We start from the raw sequence: 20,880 nt of genomic DNA on the forward strand, positions 1-20,880 counted from the left end.
ATATACATATGATTCTGGCAATAAGCTATTGAAGGTGGATGATAATACGACCAGCAATCTAAAGGATGAGGGTTTTAAGGACGGTGCCAATACCACCACCGAATATACTTATGACACCAACGGCAACATGAAGACCGATGCCAACAAGGGCATAACAGGTATTACCTACAACCATCTGAATTTACCTACGCAGGTAACCCTAAATTCTGGGAATATTTCCTATATTTATGATGCCACCGGCGTAAAGCTAAAAAAGACAGTGAGTACGGGAACCACCACGGAATATGCAGGCAACTACATCTATGAAGGTGGTGTTCTACAGTTCTTTAACCATACGGAAGGCTATGTAGAACCTAATGGCAGCTCATGGGACTATGTATACCAGTACAAGGACCACTTGGGCAATATTCGTCTCTCCTATAGTGATGACAACAATAATGGCAGTATTGCCACTAATGAAATTAGGGAGGAGAACAATTACTATCCTTTTGGACTTGAACATAAAGGGTACAATAATGTCATAAATGGTACTGAACATCCATATACTTACAACGGAAAAGAGAAGCAAGAAGAACTTGGATTGAATTGGATGGATTATGGAGCAAGAAATTATGATGCTGCTTTAGGACGTTGGATGAATATTGATAATCTTGCAGAACAATATAAAACTTCTTCACCTTATCATTATGCAGGAAATAATCCAGTTTTAAACTATGACATTGATGGTAATGAGTTTACTGATGCTGCTTGGGAATGGGTTAATAAATTGATTGCAGATGTCAATAGTAGACAAGAACGCAATAATGAAAAGATTGCGGATAAGCAGGCTCAATTAGCAGAAGGAGGTTTATCTAAAGGAAAGACAAGAAGGCTTAATAGACAAATAGGTAGACTTCAAGGTAATAATGCCGACCTTGAAAATGTTCGAGGAGAAGTAGCGACTTTAGCTGCATCTGACCAAATCTATGATGTAGTAGAAGATAGTGGAGGAACTGAAAGAGACTTAATTGGAAACTCTTCAACTACAAATTCAACAAGTTTTAATTTTGGTAATGGTAACGTTGAAATTACGGTATCTAGTGGTACAGGACTTGATTTATTCGCACACGAATTAAAACACGCTTATCAGTTTGAAATAGGAGAAATAAGTTTTGGACCTAAAAGACCAGATTTTATTTTTGGCATTGATAAGCAGGATGAATTAGCTGGTTATCAGAGAGGAGCTTTGTTTGGAGGAACGAATATTACTTCTACTAAAGATTTAGGAGATAGTTATGATATTTTACCTAATGGTTCGTCTAATTTTAATAGTATAAAATGGATTAGACAAGCGTTACAATACCCAACAGCAGCAGAACAACAAAAAAGGCTAAAGCAAGTTGCTACATCCTTTAGGCACGCATTTAGAGTTAATAATAAAACATATTATAAAAAGAAAAAATAGAATGAAATTAAAAATAGTTGTTTTATTAATAACGTGTTTTACGTTGTTTAGTTGTGGAAGTATTAAGCCTGGTGTCTACAAAACTACTTGCGAGTTATATCATAGTCCAGCTCTTATTTTAATACTCAATAATGATGGGACTTTTCAATATATTAGAACATATGTTGATGAGAAAATAACAGGAAAATGGAAAAGAGAAAATGATATTTTGATATTGGAAGCAGATTATTTTAAATTACAAGAAGAAGGGAAAGTAGAACCATTGTACAAGTTTACAGAGTCAGAGGGAAATGATATGTATAAAATCAAAGGAAATAAGTTACTCGTATATTCATCAAATGAAGGATATAATAGTAAATGCCATTTGATACGTATTAGTGATGATACAAAAAAGTTTAAAGATTATAAGCTGCCAAAATAAGAGTATTGAATCGTACAAAACCGCCCAAGTGGCGGTTTTTTTATGCTTTTTAGGAAGCGATAAGATTAGATAGATTATCCTTTAACTTCTTTTTAGAAATAAGCGAACCTGCTCTGCGAAGTTTTTAACTTCGTAGCGTATTGAGTAAGCGATAAGAGTAAGAAATAAATTAAAGAAGAAACCACAGCAGTAATGTTGTGGTTTTTTTGTAGAAGTTGTTTTTAATTTTAAATTAAACGATGTTTAGATAACCACGCTCTGTGAAGTCTCTACCATAGGCAGATAAATGTTACTCCCCGCTCTGCGAAGTTTGCATCTTCGTAGCGTTTTGAGTATGAAATAAAGAGAAGAACCACAATAGAAATATTGTGGTTTTTTTATGCATTAAAAGGAAGCCATATTTTTATCAAAAAAATCCTTGAACCCCGCTCTGCGAAGTTTTTAACTTCGTAGCGTATGATTTATACTTCACTCATCATTTTTGTTTATTTTCATAGTATGTTCAATACCGACGGCTTTAAAATACGAGACCAAAACAAACCACATTTTGTAAAGTTTACAGCCCCGCTCTGCGAAGTTAGCAACTGCTGAAGACAACACCGTTTTGAAAATCGATGATATCGGTTTTTTAGGTTAGGAAACGTTTGGTTTTCTTTACGGTTAGGCCACCAGTTACAAACTGGCGGGAGCGAGGGTAGCAGGGGATGGTATATAGCGATATGTTCAATGGGGGATTTCATATGATATTCCTACAAACTTCAATTGTCTTGGGGTATATCGGACTCTGCGAAGTCTGTGACTACATGGTGCAGTATAAAGTACCACTGAACCATTGGGTTTCATAGAAATACCGCCTGGAATGTCCTTTGGTAACCGTTAGAATACAAAAGCTGTAATTCGTCTAAATTATCCCAATTTTATAGTACTTTTCTTTCATATTTCCTAAATTAGTGAAAGAATAAAAACAACCATAATCAACTACCTTTTTGAAAAAATCCCTTGCTTTTTTGCTCTTGATCAGCTGTTTTTATGTTTCCTTAGCTCAGAACAGGGCTAATATTTGGTATTTCGGATATAGGGCTGGGTTAGACTTTAATAGTGGTGTTCCTGTAACTTTATTGGATGGGCAATTGTTTACACGGGAAGGCTGTGCCTCTATGTGCGATAATTATGGCGGGTTGTTGTTCTACACAGATGGTATAAGTGTTTATAATAAAAACCATATGCTTATGCCCAACGGTACAGGGCTTTTAGGGGATAGTTCATCCACGCACTCTGCAATCGTGGTACCTAAACCAGATACGTTGAGTGAATACTATATTTTTACGGTAGATGACTCTTTTGGAGATGATGGCTTACGATATTCCATAGTTGATATGTCCTTGGATGGCGGTCTCGGGGATGTTACCTCAAAAAACATTCAACTGGAGAGCAAAATTCCTGAAAAAATAGTGGCCTACAAAATTACAGGAACTGACGATTATTGGGTGGTTTCCCAAAGATACAACAGTAATGATTTTTTAGCTTTCAGGGTTTCCGGAAGTGGCGTTGATCACGTACCCGTTATAAGCTCTTCCGGGATTGGTAATGGCCCAAAAGATAGGCCAACTAGCCAAATAAAGATATCTTTGGACGGGAAACGATTGGCAACTGCAAACGGATGGGAAGTTCAGGTTTTCGACTTTGACGAAACAACTGGGAAAGTCAGCAACCCTATCACCTTATTGCCCAATATCAGTAGTTATGGGGTGGAGTTCTCGCCAGATGGCAATTTGTTATACGTTTCTTATTACAGCGGGGTATGCCAGTTCAACCTTGGCGCAGGTTCGGAAACCGATATTGAAAACTCCAAAGTAATCTTACAATCCAGCGTAGAAGCATTTGGTTCACTGCAATTGGGCCCCGATGAAAAAATATACGGGGTTAAAGTAGAGCGAGAGTATTTAGACGTTATCCATAACCCAAATGAATTGGGTGTGGCCTGTGGGTATCAATATGATGATGTATATTTAGGTGGTAGACTGGGATTTTTAGGGTTACCCACGTTTATCTCAAATATTCATACCCTAACAAGTGATGTATTGTACCAAGGTGAATGTTTCGGTGATACCACTGAGTTTTCCTTGGACATTCAAGAAGCGGCGACAACGATCCTTTGGGATTTTGGGGACGGTAATACTTCGTCCTTAGAAGCTCCCACACATAGTTATGCTACTCCTGGAACTTACACATTGACAGTAACTGCCGATTTTTCCGGGGTACCTTTAAATGAAACCATTGACCTCACTATTTATGAAACCCCTATCGCTAATGTTGCAGTAGATGAGGAAATTTGTCATTATGAAGATGGTTATTCTTTTGATCTTAGTACAAAAGATACAGAGATTTTAGGGGGTCAAGATCCAAACAATTTTTCAATTGATTATTTTGGGACACAGCAAGATGCTGACAATAACACCAATGCCCTTAGCACCAGCTTTGATTTTGATATAGGAAGTACAACGGTTTATGCAAGGGTATCAAATAAACAGAACGGTCAATGTTTTGAAACCTCAAGCTTTGATATATTGATTAAACGAACACCTGATTTATTGGCCGTACCTGATAGTACGGTTTGTGATGATGATGGTGATGGCCTCTACACTTTTGACTTAAGTGCTTGGGATGAGCTGATTGCCCCGGCCATGACCAATGTAAATGTTAGTTATCATGCTTCACAGACGGATGCAGATACAAACCTTAATCCGCTGCCCATCAATTATACCAATGCTACAGCGACCGAGATCATTTATTTCCGCATTGAGAATACTACCTATCCAGAATGTTACCAAGTAGGTAATTTTAAATTGGAGGTCATTGGGCAGGTGATTGCAAATCAACCTGCCGATTTGGAGTATTGTGATGATAATAATGACGGGCAGGCGGTATTTGACCTGACCCAAGTGGAAGCGGAAATCATAGGGGCGCAAAATGCTTCGAGTATAAATATAAGCTACCATGAAACCCAAATAGATGCCGATGCCAATTTGAATGCGTTGTCACCGACCAATTATATCAGCACTTCGTATCAGAAGACGATTTTTGTGAGGGTATCCAATACCTCGGATACCTCTTGTTACGACACGACTTCGTTTCAATTGAACATTTTTGATTCACCTATTGTCCCCACTGTTTCGGATGGGTTGGTTTGTGATGATGATAATGATGGTCAGTACACATTTGATCTATCTCAAAAAAGTAATGAAATCTTGGCCAGCACCATCGGTAATTCGGTTTTGTTTTATGAAACGCAACAGGATGCGGAATTGGACCAAAATAGAATAGCGGGAACATATCAAAATATTTCCAATCCACAGACCGTGTATTTTAGATTGGAAAACACCAATAACCCTAGTTGTTTTAATTTTGGTTCATTTGAACTACAGGTTTATGATACACCATCTGCGAATAGGCCAACGGATATTATTGTCTGTGATGTGAATGAAACCGGAATTCAGGTTTTTGATCTATCTATAAAAGACAGCGAAGTTTTGAACGGACAGGATCCAACTTTGTACACTGTAAGTTATTTTGGGAACCAAACCGATGCGATAACTAATGAGAATTCATTGACAAAACAGTCCTATACCAATTCCGCCACTCAGGAAACCCTCTATGCAAGAATCCAGAACAACGCCATAGAAACTTGCTATGATACCACTAGTTTTGTGCTCATCGTGAATCCTTTACCACAACCAGGCCTAGAGGAAACTTATGTGATATGTCCCGATAGTCCGGAATTGATTATTGATGGAGGTGATTTTGATAGTTGGACCTGGCGGGATGATAACAATATTGAAATTGGCAATGAAAGGATCATAAACATACCCTCAATAGGTGATTTCAGTTTAACGGTCACTAGAACACTAAACGGGGCCAGTTGCGAACAGACCGTTTTATTTGAAGTTTTATCCTCTGGGGCTCCTGATGATTTCACCACGGAAATAACCGGTTTCTCGGATAGTACAACCATTCAGATAGATGCTATCGGAGTAGGGGAGTTCGAATATTCAGTTGACGGGGAGAATTTTCAGGAAAGTAATCGTTTTGAAGTCTTTCCTGGGGAATATACGGTTTACGTGAGGGATAAGTTATTATGTAGGACCTTAAGTAAGGAAATTATTGCCATGGGCTATCAAAAATTCTTTACCCCCAATGGTGATGATACAAATGATTATTGGAACATCATAGGTGCAGCTAACCATCCGGGATCCCAATTGTTTATTTATGACCGCTATGGGAAATTATTGAAACAAATCAACCCCTTAGGTCAAGGTTGGGACGGCACTCACAATGGAACACAGTTACCTTCTTCAGACTATTGGTTCCGATTCATATATGATGGGGGCAAGGTGTTTTCGGGGCATTTTTCGTTAAAAAGATAAGGAACAATCCCCTAAGAAGATGGTTGATACAACACAAAAGGCATTTTTTCGTTAATCCTGTAAGAATCTTACATATGCGATCTAAACATTATTTAATGCTTTGGGCATTACTGATAATTTCATGTGGCCCTATAAAGGAATTGGGCGGTACACAAAACAATACCCCTTCGTTAGGAGCTATTGGAAAGGAACATAAGTCAATATTGAACAAAAAATTTGAGCAAATCGGATCCCCAAAAATAGAGGAAGGGATTACTATATCCGTTTTGGAAATTCCTTTTACTAAATCCGAATTCAAGACATATGTACAGTATAAGAAGGGGAGGGGTGAGGAATCTAATTTGGTCTTTACTGATTCGATTGCATCAAAACCGGAGTATCTTAAGCTGAATATATCGGATAAAATAAACCTACTGACCCAATTGAACAATGAAAATAATTCGAATGTGCGATCGTATTTAGCAAATGACGGAGAATATACTATAGTAACCGAAATATCCCTTTTGGCAAACGAAAATTTAACCGACCGATTAAAAAAGGCAGAGCATGTTTTTTTGGTCGAGGACAACAACGGACTTCTGATTCTTGAGATTCTTGAAAGCAACCAACGAACGATAGTAAAATGGTCAGATTTGGAGATTTTTGATTATGGACTTTCTGGTTTTTGTTGGGGAAAAAATCGTTATGGAAACTTGGTGATCAAGACCATTAATGGGGATAATTCAGGTTGCCCTAAGGGGACGGAAAAAAAACCGAGTAAACTAAATGACATTAAACCGTACTTAAAATTATGAGGAATATTTTAAAAATCATGTTTTGTACACTACTTGTTGTTTCCATGGGTTCTTGCGAGGATATATTGGAGGTTGTGGACATTTCTGACGAACCGGTTGTTTTATTGGCCCCGGCAGAAGGTGTTATTGTCACGGACAGTTTGGTGAGTTTCAATTGGAACGGCATAGATGAGGCCGACGCCTATTTAATACAAGTAGCAACTCCCAGCTTTGAAAATGCCTCCCAGATTCTTTTAGACAGTGTAATGGTCATAGACAGTACCTTTCAAGGAACTAGAATATCAAAAGTTCTCTCGAACAATGATTACCAGTGGCGTGTGCAAGCTTATAATAGTGGCTATCAAACAGAATTCAGCACACACACATTCAGTGTTTCCAATACCGATTAACAGATGTACCTGTGAAGAAAAACCACAAAACATATCTACTATTGGCCTTGGTGCTTGGTATTTGGGGCATTATTGCCTTCAAGATTATTTCCGCAGTAAACCCACCTGCTGAGAAAACTAATGTGATGGCTACTAATGACAGTTTTGTTCCTGCAAAAATTAAGGCAAGGGATACCTTTAGTATCGTGGCCAACTACCGAGATCCTTTTTTGGGAACCATGCCTAAAAGTCTTAAAAAAAGTAAATCTCGAAAGGGAATTATAAAAAAGAACCCCATTCCCGACAAGAATATTATTTATACAGGTTTTATTACGGAAAGCACCTCAAAAAAAAACATTTTCTTCTTAACAATAGACGGCCAACAACAAATGATGTCAAAGAACGATATAATTCAAGATGTTAAACTTATTTCAGGCAATACCGATAAGGTTAGGATAAGATATAAAGGCAGAACCAAAACCATCTACTTAACGGAATGAAATGGAATCTGAAAATAAAGGCAGGGGCGCTACAATTCGTATTGTTCATAGGTGCGATAATCGCGGTTTTACTCATGGCCTTTGTTTTGATTACCTACATCCACAATTTTTTTGGTAAAATAACGGCATTGACGATAGACATTGTCCAACAAGCCGATTTTGCAATGGGCTATTCTCTAAGTAAACCTATGCGTAGAGGAGAATCCATTGACTTTAGTGCGTTGGATAATCCCAATATCCATGTAATTATAGAAAAAGAGTTTTGGGGTATTTTGGAAAAACGGACTTCTACGGCAAGTTTTGATAAAATAGAGTATTCCAAAACGGCCTTTATTGGCCAAAATTATCCAAAAGGAATGAATGCCCTTAATTTACGGGATAAACAAAGGCCCCTGGTACTGGCAGGAACTACCAGAATTATGGGAGATGTGCTGCTTCCTGCCCAAGGAATCCGTATGGGGAATATTGCAGGCAACTCATATAATCAAGACCAGCTTGTGTACGGGAGGGAACAAACAAGTAGTAGTACTTTACCAAAATTGGATCAAGGATTATTACAACAGATAGATAGATTATTGAATGAAGATTTTCAATTGAACAAACAAGTCGTCACTTTAAAACCCGAGGCAGAAATTAGAAACTCATTTAAAGAAGAGACGCTATTCATTATGGATGATGTTGTACAATTGGAAAACAATACTTTGGTTGGAAACATAGTAATTTATGCCAGTCGTAAGATTATCGTTGAATCCAGCACTTATTTGGCGGACGTGGTATTGGTAGCTCCAGAAATCATTATTAAGGATAGGGTTCAAGGTTATTTTCAGGCCATTGCCAAAAAGAGTATCCATGTAGGTAAGAATTGTGCATTGGCATATCCAACAACCTTGGTGGTAAAGGAAGATGCAAAGGGGAATAAAACGGTAAATACAACGAAAACGCCAAAGATTTTTTTAGATACCAATGTAGTCGTAAATGGCATGCTTTTGTATTTAGATACTTCGGAAGAAGGGTCGAATTCACCTCAAATCAGGATTTCGAACGGGTCGGTGGTAAATGGAGAAATTTATTGCTCCAAAAACTTGGAACTCAAAGGTACCGTTAATGGTAATGTTACCACAGATGGGTTCATAGCCATGGAAAATGGGAGTATATATCAAAACCATCTATACAATGGAACCATAAATAGTACCATATTGCCTACGGAGTATTCTGGTATACTCTATGAAAATGAAGCCCATAAAAAAGTAATGAAATGGTTGTATTAAGGCGAATAAAAGCATCTACCTTGATGGAAACGTTGGTGGCAACGGTATTGATCGTTATTATTTTTATGATTTCGAGTATGCTTTTGAACAACTTATTTTCGAATAGTATAACTGGCAATAACCAGCGTATAAAAGAACAATTACACCGTTTGCAATATGAATATGGTCACCATGGGATTAAACTGCCTTATTATCAAGATACTGGGGATTGGCAGTATTCTATTACCAAGGAAAAAAAAGAAAGTGTCAATGTAGTGGTTTTCCAGGCCATGAATCCAATAACCCAAGAATCGATTACTAAAATAAGCGTAGATGAGGAATAGGGTAAGGAAAATAAAGGCATTTACCTTAAGTGAAATGATCGTGGTTCTTTTGATAACCACTATTGTAGTGGGCATGGCTTATTCAGTACTTAATTTAGTTCAGAAGCAAATGAACGGTATTGAAAGGAATTATGAAAAAAAGACAGACCTAAATCTATTGAGGCAGTCCCTTTGGATCGATTTCAATAGGTATGATAGGGTTTTTTATAGTGCGAAAAGTGGCGAATTGTCTTTTGTCAATGAATTGGGGGCAATGAACTATACGGTCAGTGGGAATCTAATTATTAAGGAAAAGGATACATTTAATATAAATTGGGAAGTACAAAAGTTTTTATTCGAGAATAAAGAAAGATCTTTTGGGGAAATCGATGCAATTTATTTTGAAACCACCAAGGAATTTGGTAGCCAGCCTTTATTTGTAAACAAAACTAATTCCGCTACAACTTATATGAATCAGTAACCATGGGTTTTAAAATTGAACATTCCGTTACAGATCCTAAAAAGGATGCCAATAAGGACTGGCTGGCCACCACCCTTCAAAAAGAGGTTACTATTTTTGGAAAAACCTTCAATAACAAGAAAAAAGAGGATTTCTATTCCGAATTGGGTGTATTGTTAATGGCGGGAATTAACTTAAAGGATTCCTTGTCATTGATTCAAGAGAACCAGAAAAAGGAAAAGATGAAATCTTTTTTTGGTGAAATGGTCGATGCCCTGATTTCCGGAAAAAGTTTTTTTGAAATACTTAAGGACAAGAAAGAATTTACGGAATATGAGTATTATTCCATTAAAATAGGGGAAGAAACGGGAACCTTGGTAAGAATCGTGGAGGAACTAGGGAAGTTCTTTGCTAGAAAGAACGAACAACGCCGGGGACTGGTAAATGCCCTTACGTATCCCATAATTATACTGGTGACCGCAATACTGGTGGTGGTTTTTATGCTCCGCATGGTAGTACCCATGTTTGAAGATATTTTTAGACAGAACAATGTAGAGCTTCCGGTTATTACCAAAATGGTCGTCAATGCGTCGAATTTCATTAGAGATTATGGATGGCTTGTACTTTTGGTTTTGGTTGCGGTTGTCTTGGTAAGAAAAACATTTTCTGATAAGGCATGGTTTAAAAAGGGCAAAGACAAGTTGCTTTTAAAGACACCATATTTAGGGAATTTTATAAGTTCGGTGTATTTGGCACAATTTACCCAAGCTGTGGCGTTATTGACATCATCAAAGGTTCCAATGCTCAATAGTATCCAATTAGTCAATAAAATGATTGATTTTTACCCTTTGAATTTGGCTCTATCAAAGGTTGAGGACGATATATTGAAGGGGAAAAGTCTTAGTGCCAGTATGGGAAGCAATAAAATATTTGATAACAAAATGGTCTCTTTGGTTAAAGTGGCCGAGGAAACCAACCAAACAGAATATATATTCGAACGGCTCAATCAACAATATGCAATTGAGGTACAACAAAAATCCAAGTTATTATCTACATTGATGGAACCGTTGATCATTGTAATTGTTGGTGTTTTTGTTGGGGTGATATTGGTTTCAATGTATTTGCCGATGTTTAAGTTGAGTAGTGTGTTGGGGTAGATAATTTTCATTAGATAGTTCGCTTAGCACATTCCCCTTCATTTCGTAAAAAGCTCCATTTCGGGCAAAGAGCTTCACTTCAAAGTTCTTGGACACAATCCCCATTTTTGACTTTTCATTCCGTTAGCCCTTCCCGATACTCTGGGAAGGGACACTTCATTCCCAAGTAAAAAGTGTGAATCAAGTCCGCTTCAAATAAAAATTGTATTTCATTTTGTCCCACTTCCTATGATTGCATATTTCACAAAGGGTTTAGACTGACTCCCGAACCTCCACTATCACCTTTTTTTGACGGCAAAATAACAACATTCAATCTTGGACAGCGGCATAAAGCCGCTGTGCTTTTTATACGCTTTACCCAGGTTGAATATTGAAATGCCCTAAGCAACAAAAGAAGGTAACAGCGAAGGCTCTATGGGAAGTAAATCTAAAATGAATCTTATGAAATCTTACAAAATCATCAAAAAGGAAGTGGAACAAAAGTTAAAAAAACAACAGAAGGAAAACGCTCTGGATATAATAAGTAAATCAATTTTCAAATAAATATTAATCTTTAAATCTTTTAGTATGAGTACTCTAAAAAATCATGTACAGTTAATTGGGAATGTTGGACAAGAGCCAACAATTACAATCCTTGAAAGTGGTAAAAAGGTAGCACGCCTTTCTTTAGCCACAAATGAACATTATAAAAATGCCAAGGGAGAAAATCAGACGGAAACAAACTGGCATACTGTTGTCGCATGGGGCAAGACCGCTGAGATCATAGAAAAGTTTGTTGCAAAAGGCAAGGAAATCGGAATCAGGGGAAAACTAAAAACTCGAAGCTATGAAACCGAAGATGGCAATCAAAGATATGTAACCGAGGTAGTGGCGGAAGAAATTCTGTTGATTGGAACCAAAAGTGAGTAACAAAATTAAAGAGGGCGTTCCCGTGAGAAGTAGCGCCCTCTTTTTCATTATTAAAAATCCTATTAAAAGACGTTTACAATGAGAACACAAGTTAGAGAAATAAAAGTTAGTTATCAAGATAATATCGGAACCAAGAAATCCCATACCATTAATTCTTCAAAAGCTGCGGCAAGTTTGATCTTTGATGATTGGGACAAAAATACGATCGAGCTCCAAGAGTGTTTTAAGGTACTCTTGCTTAATAATAGCAACAAGGTGAAAGGAATCTATCAAATCTCCCAAGGCGGACTAACGGGAACTTTGGTGGATCTTAGAATTCTGTTCGCCGTAGTACTGAAATCCTTATCCGTCGGCATTATTTTATCCCACAATCACCCGAGCGGAAAAATGAAACCGAGTGAACAAGACATATCACTTACCAAGAAAATCAAAAAGGCAGCGGACTATTTTGACATTAAACTTTTGGACCATATCATCCTAGCACCAAATGGAAGCTATTTTAGCTTTACCGATGATGGTATATTGTGATTACAAACCTTTTTTAAAACAATTTGGACCTTTGATTTTCAAGGGTCTTTTTTTATGGGTATTCAATAATTCGTAAAGAATTTTCGTATTTGTTATAGATACTTCTAAAGGCGTCTTTTCCTAGTCTTAAAAAAATGATTTCACTTTTCAGACATTCAAAAAGCCAGTACATTTTTTCAATGTAATGGTATTTCGTTTTTGTTCGCTTTTGGCGAACGAAAAGGAATAGCAAGAGGGTAACCCGCTGGCGCGAGGTTTCGGTATTTGTTTTCTGTGTAAATCATTAAACATCAATTGGTTAAAATGGTATATTATTTGACGAATCTCGATTTAGAGGCTTGTTATTCACGGAAAAACCATCGCAGCCCAATAAAAGCAATAAATATTTCAAGGAAAAAGATGGATAAAGGATATGAAAAAGAGCGGTTTGAAAGCATAAGTATCAAAACTTCCGTGGCCCAAAAGTTCAAGAAATTTTGTAAGGGAATGTCGAGATCCAAGTCGATGACCTTGTTATTGATGATTGACTTTTTTGAGGACAATGGTATTTCCCCCCATGAATCAATAGGCCCGAAAATGCAAACATTGGAGTCATTGATCAAGAAGCGTATCAATGGGGTAATCGCTATAATGAAAGACATTGAAAAAAACCAGACCAAGCCTACGGTCGCAATGATGCAATCCCTTTTTGAACAAGCGGAACCTCCTAAGAAAACTTTTATTTTGGAAAAGGAAATACCAAAGGAAAAACCCAAAACCAGATTTGTTGAGCGATTGGAAAATGATGATGAATTATAAAAACAGCAGCAATGTATATAACCGTAACGGCACAAAAATTAGGAGGGGATTATTCACAGAGCTCAGCTGATTTCGTGGAATATCTGGAGAAAGAAAACCAAGGGTTGGAACAGGAACAAATGGAATACTTTTTCAATCAGTATGAAGGAGAAATTCCTACTCTGGAAGTGGTCAAGGAAATTGATGCGAACACAACAAAACTTAAAAAGAAAGAACCTAAGTTTTATTCCATCACCGTTAATCCGAGTAAATATGAATTACGGCAATTACGGAATAACACTAAAGATTTAAAACACTATACCCGGGAGCTAATGAAGGATTATGCAAGCTCTTTTAATCGTGAGATTAATGGTAGACCTGTTACTGTTGATGATATTAAATACTATGCTAAAATTGAGCATCAACGTACTTTTAAGGGAACAGATAAACAAGTTAGAGAGAACCAACCATTCGCTACTAAAATTTTAAAACTTAAAATTGATATCAGAAAAATTGAACAGGGGGAGCAGGAGGGAAGCATCAAAAAATTAGAAGCTCAAATCAATGGATTTGAAAGAGAAGCCCCACATCAGCAAAATGGAAAACGGATTGTACAGGGAATGCAGAAGGAAGGAAACCAAAGCCATATTCATATCATCGTAAGCCGGAAGGATATGACCAACTCGGTCAGTCTTTCCCCAGGAAGTAAATACAAAGCCTCCGATGTAATGATGAATGGTAAAAAAGTAAAGCGTGGATTTAATAGGGATGCCTTTTTTGGGAAAGCGGAAAAGACTTTTGATTCCACTTTTGGATATAAACGTAATTACGCTGAATCCTATACGTCCAAAAAGGATTTCATCAAAAACCCCAAGATCTATTTCACAACCTTACTGGGATTACCAACAAGTGAAAGGGCGGTTGCCTTCAAGATTTTGGGTAAGGCTGGTGTGCCCATAAATAATTTACCAGCCAACAATGTTCAGCTAGCTTTGAAAACCATTAGGTATTTAAAACGCGGTATTGAAAAAGCCCTAAGGTCCGGTTCAATAGGTATCTAATATGGAAATAGAAGGTCTCACTTTTACGATTGTTTTATTGTTAGGGATGGCTTTGGTATTTTGGGGTTTGTTCAAGATAACCCGATATGCTTTTCTGATCAACTTTTTTTTAACCTCGCTTTGTCTAGGATTACTTTTTAAAATGGAATCCCATTGGTTACTTTGGGCAGAAGATGTTTTATATATCGGTTGTCCGTTACTATTGATAAATGTGGCATTCTATGTCTTTCTGTTTAAAGACAACGATGTGGACAAAGACAACAAGTATCAGGTACATTTTAAAGTTCAACGCGGTCGTTTTAAAATTGATAACATCAAAAGGGGAGCTTCCGTAATTGGATCTGCAGGAAGCGGTAAAACAGAAAGTATTGTTTACAATTTTCTGAGACATTTTAGTAAGTATTCCTTTAGTGGAATAATCCATGATTATAAGGATTTTGAAATTACTGAAATGGCATATCCTTTATTTAAACAAAATAACATCGATTTTCGGATTATTTCCTTTGATGAAATCTATGACCGGGTAAACCCGATTGCCCCAAGGTATATGCAAAATGAGGAGAGCGTTAATGAGGTGGCCAGGGTATTGATTGAAAACCTATTGGAACAAAAGGAATCCGGGAGCTTTGGGGCAAGTAAGTTCTTTAATGATGCTGCGGAAGGTTTAATAGGTGGACTCATTTGGAAACTACGGACTTCCTATCCGAAATACTGCACATTACCACATCTTATCGCCATTTATCAATTTCTGGACACAGACAGTCTTATTGCTTTTTTAAGTTCTAATACGACTTCTAGGGCGATGGCAGATGCTTTTATAAGTGGGAAGGATTCCGATAGGCAAACAGCAGGCGTAAAAAGTACCTTGGCCAATGCATTAAAAAAAATCAGTACCCAACGGATTTTCATGGTGCTCTCTGCGGATGATATTCCTCTTGATATAAATAGCCAGGAGAAACCTTCAATAATTTCAGTGGTAAACAATCCAAAATATGAAACTGCTTATTCCCCTATCATCGCGACCATAATACATACTATCATAAAACAAATGAGTGTGCGTTCTGGAAAGTCATCATTCTTAATGATGGAAGAAGCCCCGACCATTCGATTACTGAATATGCACAGAATTCCAGCAACCTTACGTAGTTACGATATTGCAACGGTTTACGTGATGCAGGACAAAATACAGAATGATATGATGTACGGGGATAAAGCGAGCAAGGCGATTCTAAGCAATTTGTCTTATCAGTTTTTCGGAAAAGTGAATGACCCGGATACAGCCAAATATTACGAACGCTTTTTTGAAATCGTCAAAAGCGAAACGACAAGCGTGAACAGGGGGTACAATCTTAATTTTGATACTCGAATTACTAAAGGGGAACGGGAAGTTGCAAAGATTAGGGCTGATGTATTCTTTAGGTTAAAGCAAGGGGAGTTTATCACTTTTGCCGATGGAGAGGATAAGAAAGTACAATTTAAACTGGTTAAGATAGAGCAGGGATTACCGGAAAAGAAAAAAGCATTTACCAAGGAGGATTTGGAAGAAAATTTTGAACGAATTTATAATGAGGTGAGGTCTATATTTAAGAATTAAGTAATTGGTATTGTGGGTTTTGATTTTTAGGATTAAAAGGAGTATTTAAACGACCCTTTGACCTATATTAAAAATGACCTTTCAGTGAACTTTTCAATAGTTTAGCGATAGGAATGGGATAAAGAACTTTTTGAAATACTCCGGAAGAGTATAATTATAAATACCTTTTTTTGGACTTTGAATGTAATCTTAAGAGTTCAAATATGGATGGGATTATCTACGTCAAAATTTAAATATAAATGGATCCGAAAATCCTTTGTTTTGTGGCACTGATTAAAGGGCGAACAGTGATTCATTGAATTAGAACATATAGCATACTTAAACGCTCCTTTTTAAACCACGATTAGAGATTTTAACGGATTATGTAAAATACTCCTATGGTGGAACTATTGGGCAATTAGATGAAGATGCACTTTTTTATCTTCGGTCACGTGGAATCCCTAAAAAAAGTAAGAGCTTAGTTATTGTACTCCTTTACAAATAACGTTTTTGGAAAGTATACGTATTCCTGAAATCAAACATAAAGAGACTCATTGCTGTAAAGTCAGGAGTGAGTTTGGGGTTTGATCTTTAACAGTAAATTGTACTATTATTAACTTATTTTTTTAATTCGAAGATTAGGATTTATCCTACATTTAAATTTTAATTAACCATATAAAATATTACAAATGAAGTTAAATTTACTCCTATTACCTGTATTGTTTTTTTCAATCAATTCAATCGCCCAAGATTTAAATCATAAATGGAATGTGGAAGCCAATTACTCAGTGATTCCCGAGGAAGGTTTTAGTGGGGATCATAACATCATAGAATTTGGGGTAAAATACCGATTTATAGATTATGATTTTGTTCAAATTGGTCTTGGAATTAATAGTGGATACTCACAAAAGGTTTATGATGAATTCAACATAGACGGGAAAGTCAAAAGGTATTATTTTCAACCTAGGTTATTCTCAGAGTTTAAAATACCAGGTCTGGATAGATTACGTCCGACCATAGGTTTGGGATATAGTATCATGAATGAGGATTCATCGGTAATTTCAATTGGTGAGGATGTATCGGGAAACACAACAAATGGGGGATTTAATTTCAACCTGGGTCTAACTTATGACATAACGGATAGATTCTTTATTCAGGCCCAATATGATTTTATTAATTTGAATGTAAGGGATGAGTTCACCTTTCAGGGGGAAGTGATAAAACCTAATTACAATGAAAAACTGAATAATCTTAAAATTGGAGTTGGGTTTAGATTTTAAAGCGGGTTTAAACAGGTAAAAAATAACAGGTTGTCAAGTGTGTCCGTTCTACTGTCCTTTCGAGTGGAAGCGAGAAAATTGAACCACCGTTTGGTCATCTCGAAAATAACGTATTTATCAAATTTGATAAAGATTAGAGATAGGTATGGGAAAATGAACTTTATAATTCCGCACTTTAGAAGTATATTAAAAGGTGGGTTTAAATTGTTTCTTCTAATTTTAATGAGAAAACCAACCTAAGCACCACCAGAAAGACCACCTCTAGAAGGTATCGGAGGGTCAGGACATACAACCCTTTCACCTCGTAAGATTGACAATTGCATAAATACCCAATATTGCGCATCATCGCCACTTACGCCTAATCTTTGGCCACGAGTATCTTCAGGCGGCAAATTACCTAATGTATTACCTCCAATCTCCCACATGTAACCATTTGTACCTATATAATCATCCTTTGTGGGCGAGGGTGCAGCATATCTTAATGGTGGAAATTCCTCTTCATTACGAATGGCATGTTCTATATTCGTTGCTACCCAGGTACCCAGAGATTTATAATCATGTTTCTGAATTGTGCGGGTGGATGTTGGACGTTCGGGAATATATGCCCCATGACTTGGGTTTTCAAATTTTGGAACTTTACCTGGACTATAGTATCGCTTCTTAGGCAATTCTTGTTCGGTTGATATTGGTCTCGTCCATCTAACACTTGGTATTCTTCTCCAAGGGAAGCTAGAACCAGAATCCAAACCACCTATATGATCATCTTCTATAACATAAAAAACAACACCTAATTTTGCAATTTCATTTTCACTATTGTTTTTAGGTTGATATGCAACGTGAAAACAAGCGCTAGATTGATGCTCTCTGGGTTGTAAATATGAACCTCTCTTTGCGTTTGAGCCTAATCCGCCAGTAAAATGGGATACAACTTGTATTTGGGCAGCGGCAGGGTTATCCCAATCAACTGTACTGGAATCCGCGTTAAAAAAAGCCATTGCAATCATGGGCTCGTCACCCCTTCGTTCATTTTGCCTTATGATATTTAAACTCGAACATTTTATTTTCACAACTACAGAATTCATTCGTTTCCATTTCCTACCGCTTCCAATTCTAGAACCTATCTTAATAAACTCATTGTTGTCTCCATTTAATTCAAACTCAATATTTCCGGAGTTCCTAGTTATACCCTTAGGGGTGTCGTAGAATGTTCCTTTAATAACTTTTCCTCTAATAGAATCTCTTTCCACTCTACCAATAAAGATGTTAGACCAAGGTAAAGGTTCTTCCATATTTCGTCGTTCTGGTTCCCCCATCCAAAAAACCCTACCATCCCGAAACTGTCTAATATAATAAACACCTCCGTTATCACTTAGCCAAGTCCCTGTTAACTCATGTAGAGGGCTTTGAAAACCTGCTTTATGCATTAGCGAGTTTCGTATGTGTCTTATCTCGGGCCATTCTTCAAGCTTATCATAATAATACCCTAGGGAACGAACATTCTCAAAACGCGTTCTATTTATTACATTATACTTTTCAGTACCTGTATTATTAGTCATCCCCTTTGGTAAATCTACATAAGAACCTTCGAAGGTGCCATCGGTAGAGAATTCACCTTCATATATATGGCACCAATGCCCATCTGATCTTTCTGCTAACCAACGAATAGAGTTTCCTTCCACCATTACGTAGTATACTAGTCCATTACCTAATTTATAAACGCCTGAATCCATCATAGCTTGTTATTTTGAAGTTTGACCTTTTATGTATTAAAAATTAAATGGTTAACATCGAACTTTCAAATTTCATTAAAACGACCGTCTGACCCCTTTGAAAATTAGCGTTTCGCTAAACTTTCCAATAGTTTATCGATAGGAAAGGACAATCAAACTATTTAAAAGACTTCAGGTAAGGTATAATTATAAATACCTTTTTATAGACTTTAAAATTAATTTTTAAGGTTCAAATATGGGTGGGATTAAGTAAAGTAATTCAATTAAGTTCAGATGGGTTTGTTTGAACTTTTCAAGGTTTGGTGCAGAAGCTTAAGCAATTGGGGGTTCATGATGAATTTTGTGGTATTATGTTAACCTCGATGGTTTGCTTTACATAAATAGTAGCAAATGAATTATTAACACGGAAGCTGAAAAGTGAAAAGAGTAGGCGAAATTTAAATAATATAAATTATGGCAATTCAGCAAACAATCATCGGTTTAGAGAATAATTTTAGCGGAAGAGCTTCCGTTTTAAGTAGGACAATATCTCCTGATAACGTGGTTGCAAACAGTGAAACAAGTCAATTGATCTTAAGAACAAATTTCAATATGCGCAGTGTTAAAGTTCGTACAAGAGCGAGAACAGAACGAGAGATTTCCACGGATTTTATTCCTGGAGTAATCCAATCTTCCCTTGAAAGTGAATTAGATTCTAGTGTGAGAATCACAAGAGATGTATCTATTGGGGCAATGTTTACGGATGACTTGCCAATTGGTGGTCATACCTATTCTAATGTTTTCTTGGTAGTATCTTGGGAAATGATTATCAGTCGGCCATTTCGTGATCCTCAAGTTGGTGTAGAAATGTATTTTGGTTGGAACAGAGAAGGTAGGAATATGAGCCTAGCTGATAATTGGTATCTAAATGTAGATGTTTCAAATGTTATTCGCATAAAGCAAAGAGCGGTTAGAAATGAAGTAAATAACCAATTACGATCTATAAATTCAGGATTAAATGCCGGTCAACTGATTATTAATGGGTTAAGGCCTTTCTTTGATGTTGCAAATGTTAATGATTTCTATGTATTACCAGGTTCGGCTGCCCATAATTCACAGGAGAGCAATATAACGGTCAGACAGGATGCCTCTTTTTGGGTAGTAGAATAAAATTATCATATTTCAATCACGCACTCCTTTCTGCGTACCTAACACGGCCATTACCGTATATCATTTCGTGATCCAAGATAATGGCTGTTTGGTTGCACTAAAAACGGTTGTGGAGAACGAATTCTTGAAGTTCAAATAAACGCGGGTTTAAATGAACTAGTTCAATTAAGTGAAAGTAGTTTTATTTGAACTTTAAGGGGCTAAATGTTGTTCTGTAAAACGTTCGTTTTATGAGACTTTTTAAATAACGTCAGATATATCCAGAGTCATGACGAAGGAGTGATTCTGTGATGCATTGTTAGTGACATTTTTGGCTTTTCTGATGTCAATCTTCATTTGTATTTTGTTCCTTAACCGCTCGATTATATACAATATCAGGTGGGTCAGGACTAATCGTGTCTAAATTGTTGATTTCTTCGATTAAATCCTCTAGCTCCTTTATTAAATCTCCTCGATCCATATCGTCAAATTTCAGCATGAAAAGTTCAAGATTACGACTAATAGAGGAATATTCCGCCCCAGCAATTCTATGTCTCTCACTTAGCTCAGAATGTTTAAAGAAAGTTTGTAAAGAGGCTAATACAGCTGCGGATATTGACAGAAAGCCCGTGATTATTTTCCATTCAATGTCCGGATTGCTACTTAGGGTGCTAAAGATTGTCGTTGCAACAATTGTTGATGTTATAACTATAGGAACTCCGAGCTGGATATGTCTTTTCGATTCAATTTGGAGCT

Annotated in this window: 19 protein-coding genes and 1 pseudogene; 18 read left to right on the forward strand and 2 right to left on the reverse strand. The window is 36.9% G+C overall.

Annotated elements, in window-relative coordinates:
- The 17 genes and pseudogenes from LX92_RS17005 to LX92_RS17085 all read left to right on the forward strand — a co-directional run.
- A partial coding sequence (locus tag LX92_RS17005; protein ID WP_317047074.1) for an RHS repeat domain-containing protein occupies positions 1–1,444 on the forward strand: 1,444 nt, incomplete at its 5' end.
- A 1-nt stretch (position 1,445) separates the two neighbouring features.
- The gene (locus tag LX92_RS17010; RefSeq protein ID WP_109653240.1) at positions 1,446–1,865 is read left to right on the forward strand and encodes a hypothetical protein; all 420 of its coding nucleotides are present in this window, start codon (positions 1,446–1,448) and stop codon (positions 1,863–1,865) included.
- 986 nt (positions 1,866–2,851) lie between these two features.
- Positions 2,852–6,289, forward strand: coding sequence for a T9SS type B sorting domain-containing protein (locus tag LX92_RS17015; RefSeq protein ID WP_146197856.1), 3,438 nt, complete (start codon positions 2,852–2,854; stop codon positions 6,287–6,289).
- A gap of 74 nt (positions 6,290–6,363) precedes the next feature.
- Complete coding sequence (locus tag LX92_RS17020; RefSeq protein ID WP_146197857.1) at positions 6,364–7,083, forward strand: hypothetical protein; 720 nt, start codon at positions 6,364–6,366, stop codon at positions 7,081–7,083.
- Entirely contained in the window at positions 7,080–7,472 is a 393-nt protein-coding gene (locus LX92_RS17025; protein WP_109653246.1) for a hypothetical protein, read from the forward strand. Before LX92_RS17020 ends, LX92_RS17025 begins: the two co-directional genes overlap by 4 nt.
- Before the next feature lie 11 nt (positions 7,473–7,483).
- Positions 7,484–7,951 carry a hypothetical protein gene (locus LX92_RS17030; protein ID WP_109653248.1) on the forward strand — a complete coding sequence of 156 codons (468 nt, stop codon included), beginning with the start codon at positions 7,484–7,486 and terminating at the stop codon, positions 7,949–7,951.
- Positions 7,948–9,219: a hypothetical protein gene (locus LX92_RS17035; protein ID WP_109653250.1), complete on the forward strand. Its 1,272-nt coding sequence runs from the start codon at positions 7,948–7,950 to the stop codon at positions 9,217–9,219. Before LX92_RS17030 ends, LX92_RS17035 begins: the two co-directional genes overlap by 4 nt.
- Positions 9,207–9,542: a hypothetical protein gene (locus tag LX92_RS17040; protein WP_109653252.1), complete on the forward strand. Its 336-nt coding sequence runs from the start codon at positions 9,207–9,209 to the stop codon at positions 9,540–9,542. The genes LX92_RS17035 and LX92_RS17040 overlap by 13 nt, the downstream gene beginning before the upstream one ends.
- Complete coding sequence (locus LX92_RS17045) at positions 9,532–10,002, forward strand: PulJ/GspJ family protein (RefSeq protein WP_109653254.1); 471 nt, start codon at positions 9,532–9,534, stop codon at positions 10,000–10,002. The genes LX92_RS17040 and LX92_RS17045 overlap by 11 nt, the downstream gene beginning before the upstream one ends.
- A gap of 2 nt (positions 10,003–10,004) precedes the next feature.
- Positions 10,005–11,138, forward strand: a complete 1,134-nt coding sequence (locus LX92_RS17050) for a type II secretion system F family protein (RefSeq protein ID WP_109653256.1) — start codon at positions 10,005–10,007, stop codon at positions 11,136–11,138.
- Positions 11,139–11,705: 567 nt separating this feature from the next.
- Positions 11,706–12,047: a single-stranded DNA-binding protein gene (locus LX92_RS17055; protein WP_109653258.1), complete on the forward strand. Its 342-nt coding sequence runs from the start codon at positions 11,706–11,708 to the stop codon at positions 12,045–12,047.
- A 78-nt stretch (positions 12,048–12,125) separates the two neighbouring features.
- Positions 12,126–12,575 (forward strand): JAB domain-containing protein, encoded by a 450-nt coding sequence (locus LX92_RS17060; RefSeq protein WP_109653260.1) that lies wholly within the window; start codon positions 12,126–12,128, stop codon positions 12,573–12,575.
- A 399-nt stretch (positions 12,576–12,974) separates the two neighbouring features.
- A complete protein-coding gene (locus LX92_RS17065) occupies positions 12,975–13,373 on the forward strand; it encodes a BfmA/BtgA family mobilization protein (RefSeq protein WP_109653543.1) in 399 nt (132 codons plus the stop codon).
- 11 nt (positions 13,374–13,384) lie between these two features.
- The gene (mobB, locus tag LX92_RS17070) at positions 13,385–14,413 is read left to right on the forward strand and encodes a MobB family relaxase (RefSeq protein ID WP_109653262.1); all 1,029 of its coding nucleotides are present in this window, start codon (positions 13,385–13,387) and stop codon (positions 14,411–14,413) included.
- A gap of 1 nt (position 14,414) precedes the next feature.
- Positions 14,415–16,007 (forward strand): type IV secretory system conjugative DNA transfer family protein, encoded by a 1,593-nt coding sequence (locus tag LX92_RS17075; protein WP_109653264.1) that lies wholly within the window; start codon positions 14,415–14,417, stop codon positions 16,005–16,007.
- Between the two features lie 322 nt (positions 16,008–16,329).
- Positions 16,330–16,581: pseudogene (locus tag LX92_RS23060) on the forward strand (SufD family Fe-S cluster assembly protein); the annotation flags it as partial.
- Positions 16,582–16,675: 94 nt separating this feature from the next.
- Positions 16,676–17,266, forward strand: coding sequence for an outer membrane beta-barrel protein (locus tag LX92_RS17085; protein WP_109653266.1), 591 nt, complete (start codon positions 16,676–16,678; stop codon positions 17,264–17,266).
- A gap of 236 nt (positions 17,267–17,502) precedes the next feature.
- Here the strand turns inward: LX92_RS17085 and LX92_RS17090 are convergent, their stop codons facing one another.
- A complete protein-coding gene (locus tag LX92_RS17090; RefSeq protein WP_109653268.1) occupies positions 17,503–18,999 on the reverse strand; it encodes a hypothetical protein in 1,497 nt (498 codons plus the stop codon).
- A 450-nt stretch (positions 19,000–19,449) separates the two neighbouring features.
- Between LX92_RS17090 and LX92_RS17095 the strand changes: the two genes are divergently transcribed.
- Positions 19,450–20,145 carry a hypothetical protein gene (locus tag LX92_RS17095; protein ID WP_109653270.1) on the forward strand — a complete coding sequence of 232 codons (696 nt, stop codon included), beginning with the start codon at positions 19,450–19,452 and terminating at the stop codon, positions 20,143–20,145.
- Between the two features lie 325 nt (positions 20,146–20,470).
- Here LX92_RS17095 and LX92_RS23065 read toward each other — a convergent pair whose 3' ends face one another.
- Entirely contained in the window at positions 20,471–20,872 is a 402-nt protein-coding gene (locus tag LX92_RS23065; protein WP_109653272.1) for an SLATT domain-containing protein, read from the reverse strand.
- Positions 20,873–20,880: the final 8 nt, after the last annotated feature.

Source organism: Maribacter polysiphoniae, from assembly GCF_003148665.1.
Classification (GTDB): domain Bacteria; phylum Bacteroidota; class Bacteroidia; order Flavobacteriales; family Flavobacteriaceae; genus Maribacter_A; species Maribacter_A polysiphoniae.

Bases quoted from the DNA above. Each gene is read 5' to 3' on its own strand.
- LX92_RS17010 (WP_109653240.1), top strand. From the start codon at position 1,446: ATGAAATTAAAAATAGTTGTTTTATTAATAACGTGTTTTACGTTGTTT.
- LX92_RS17020 (WP_146197857.1), top strand. From the start codon at position 6,364: ATGCGATCTAAACATTATTTAATGCTTTGGGCATTACTGATAATTTCA.
- LX92_RS17025 (WP_109653246.1), top strand. From the start codon at position 7,080: ATGAGGAATATTTTAAAAATCATGTTTTGTACACTACTTGTTGTTTCC.
- LX92_RS17035 (WP_109653250.1), top strand. From the start codon at position 7,948: ATGAAATGGAATCTGAAAATAAAGGCAGGGGCGCTACAATTCGTATTG.
- LX92_RS17040 (WP_109653252.1), top strand. From the start codon at position 9,207: ATGGTTGTATTAAGGCGAATAAAAGCATCTACCTTGATGGAAACGTTG.
- LX92_RS17045 (WP_109653254.1), top strand. From the start codon at position 9,532: ATGAGGAATAGGGTAAGGAAAATAAAGGCATTTACCTTAAGTGAAATG.
- LX92_RS17050 (WP_109653256.1), top strand. From the start codon at position 10,005: ATGGGTTTTAAAATTGAACATTCCGTTACAGATCCTAAAAAGGATGCC.
- LX92_RS17055 (WP_109653258.1), top strand. From the start codon at position 11,706: ATGAGTACTCTAAAAAATCATGTACAGTTAATTGGGAATGTTGGACAA.
- LX92_RS17060 (WP_109653260.1), top strand. From the start codon at position 12,126: ATGAGAACACAAGTTAGAGAAATAAAAGTTAGTTATCAAGATAATATC.
- LX92_RS17065 (WP_109653543.1), top strand. From the start codon at position 12,975: ATGGATAAAGGATATGAAAAAGAGCGGTTTGAAAGCATAAGTATCAAA.
- mobB (WP_109653262.1), top strand. From the start codon at position 13,385: ATGTATATAACCGTAACGGCACAAAAATTAGGAGGGGATTATTCACAG.
- LX92_RS17075 (WP_109653264.1), top strand. From the start codon at position 14,415: ATGGAAATAGAAGGTCTCACTTTTACGATTGTTTTATTGTTAGGGATG.
- LX92_RS17085 (WP_109653266.1), top strand. From the start codon at position 16,676: ATGAAGTTAAATTTACTCCTATTACCTGTATTGTTTTTTTCAATCAAT.
- LX92_RS17090 (WP_109653268.1), bottom strand. From the start codon at position 18,999: ATGATGGATTCAGGCGTTTATAAATTAGGTAATGGACTAGTATACTAC.
- LX92_RS17095 (WP_109653270.1), top strand. From the start codon at position 19,450: ATGGCAATTCAGCAAACAATCATCGGTTTAGAGAATAATTTTAGCGGA.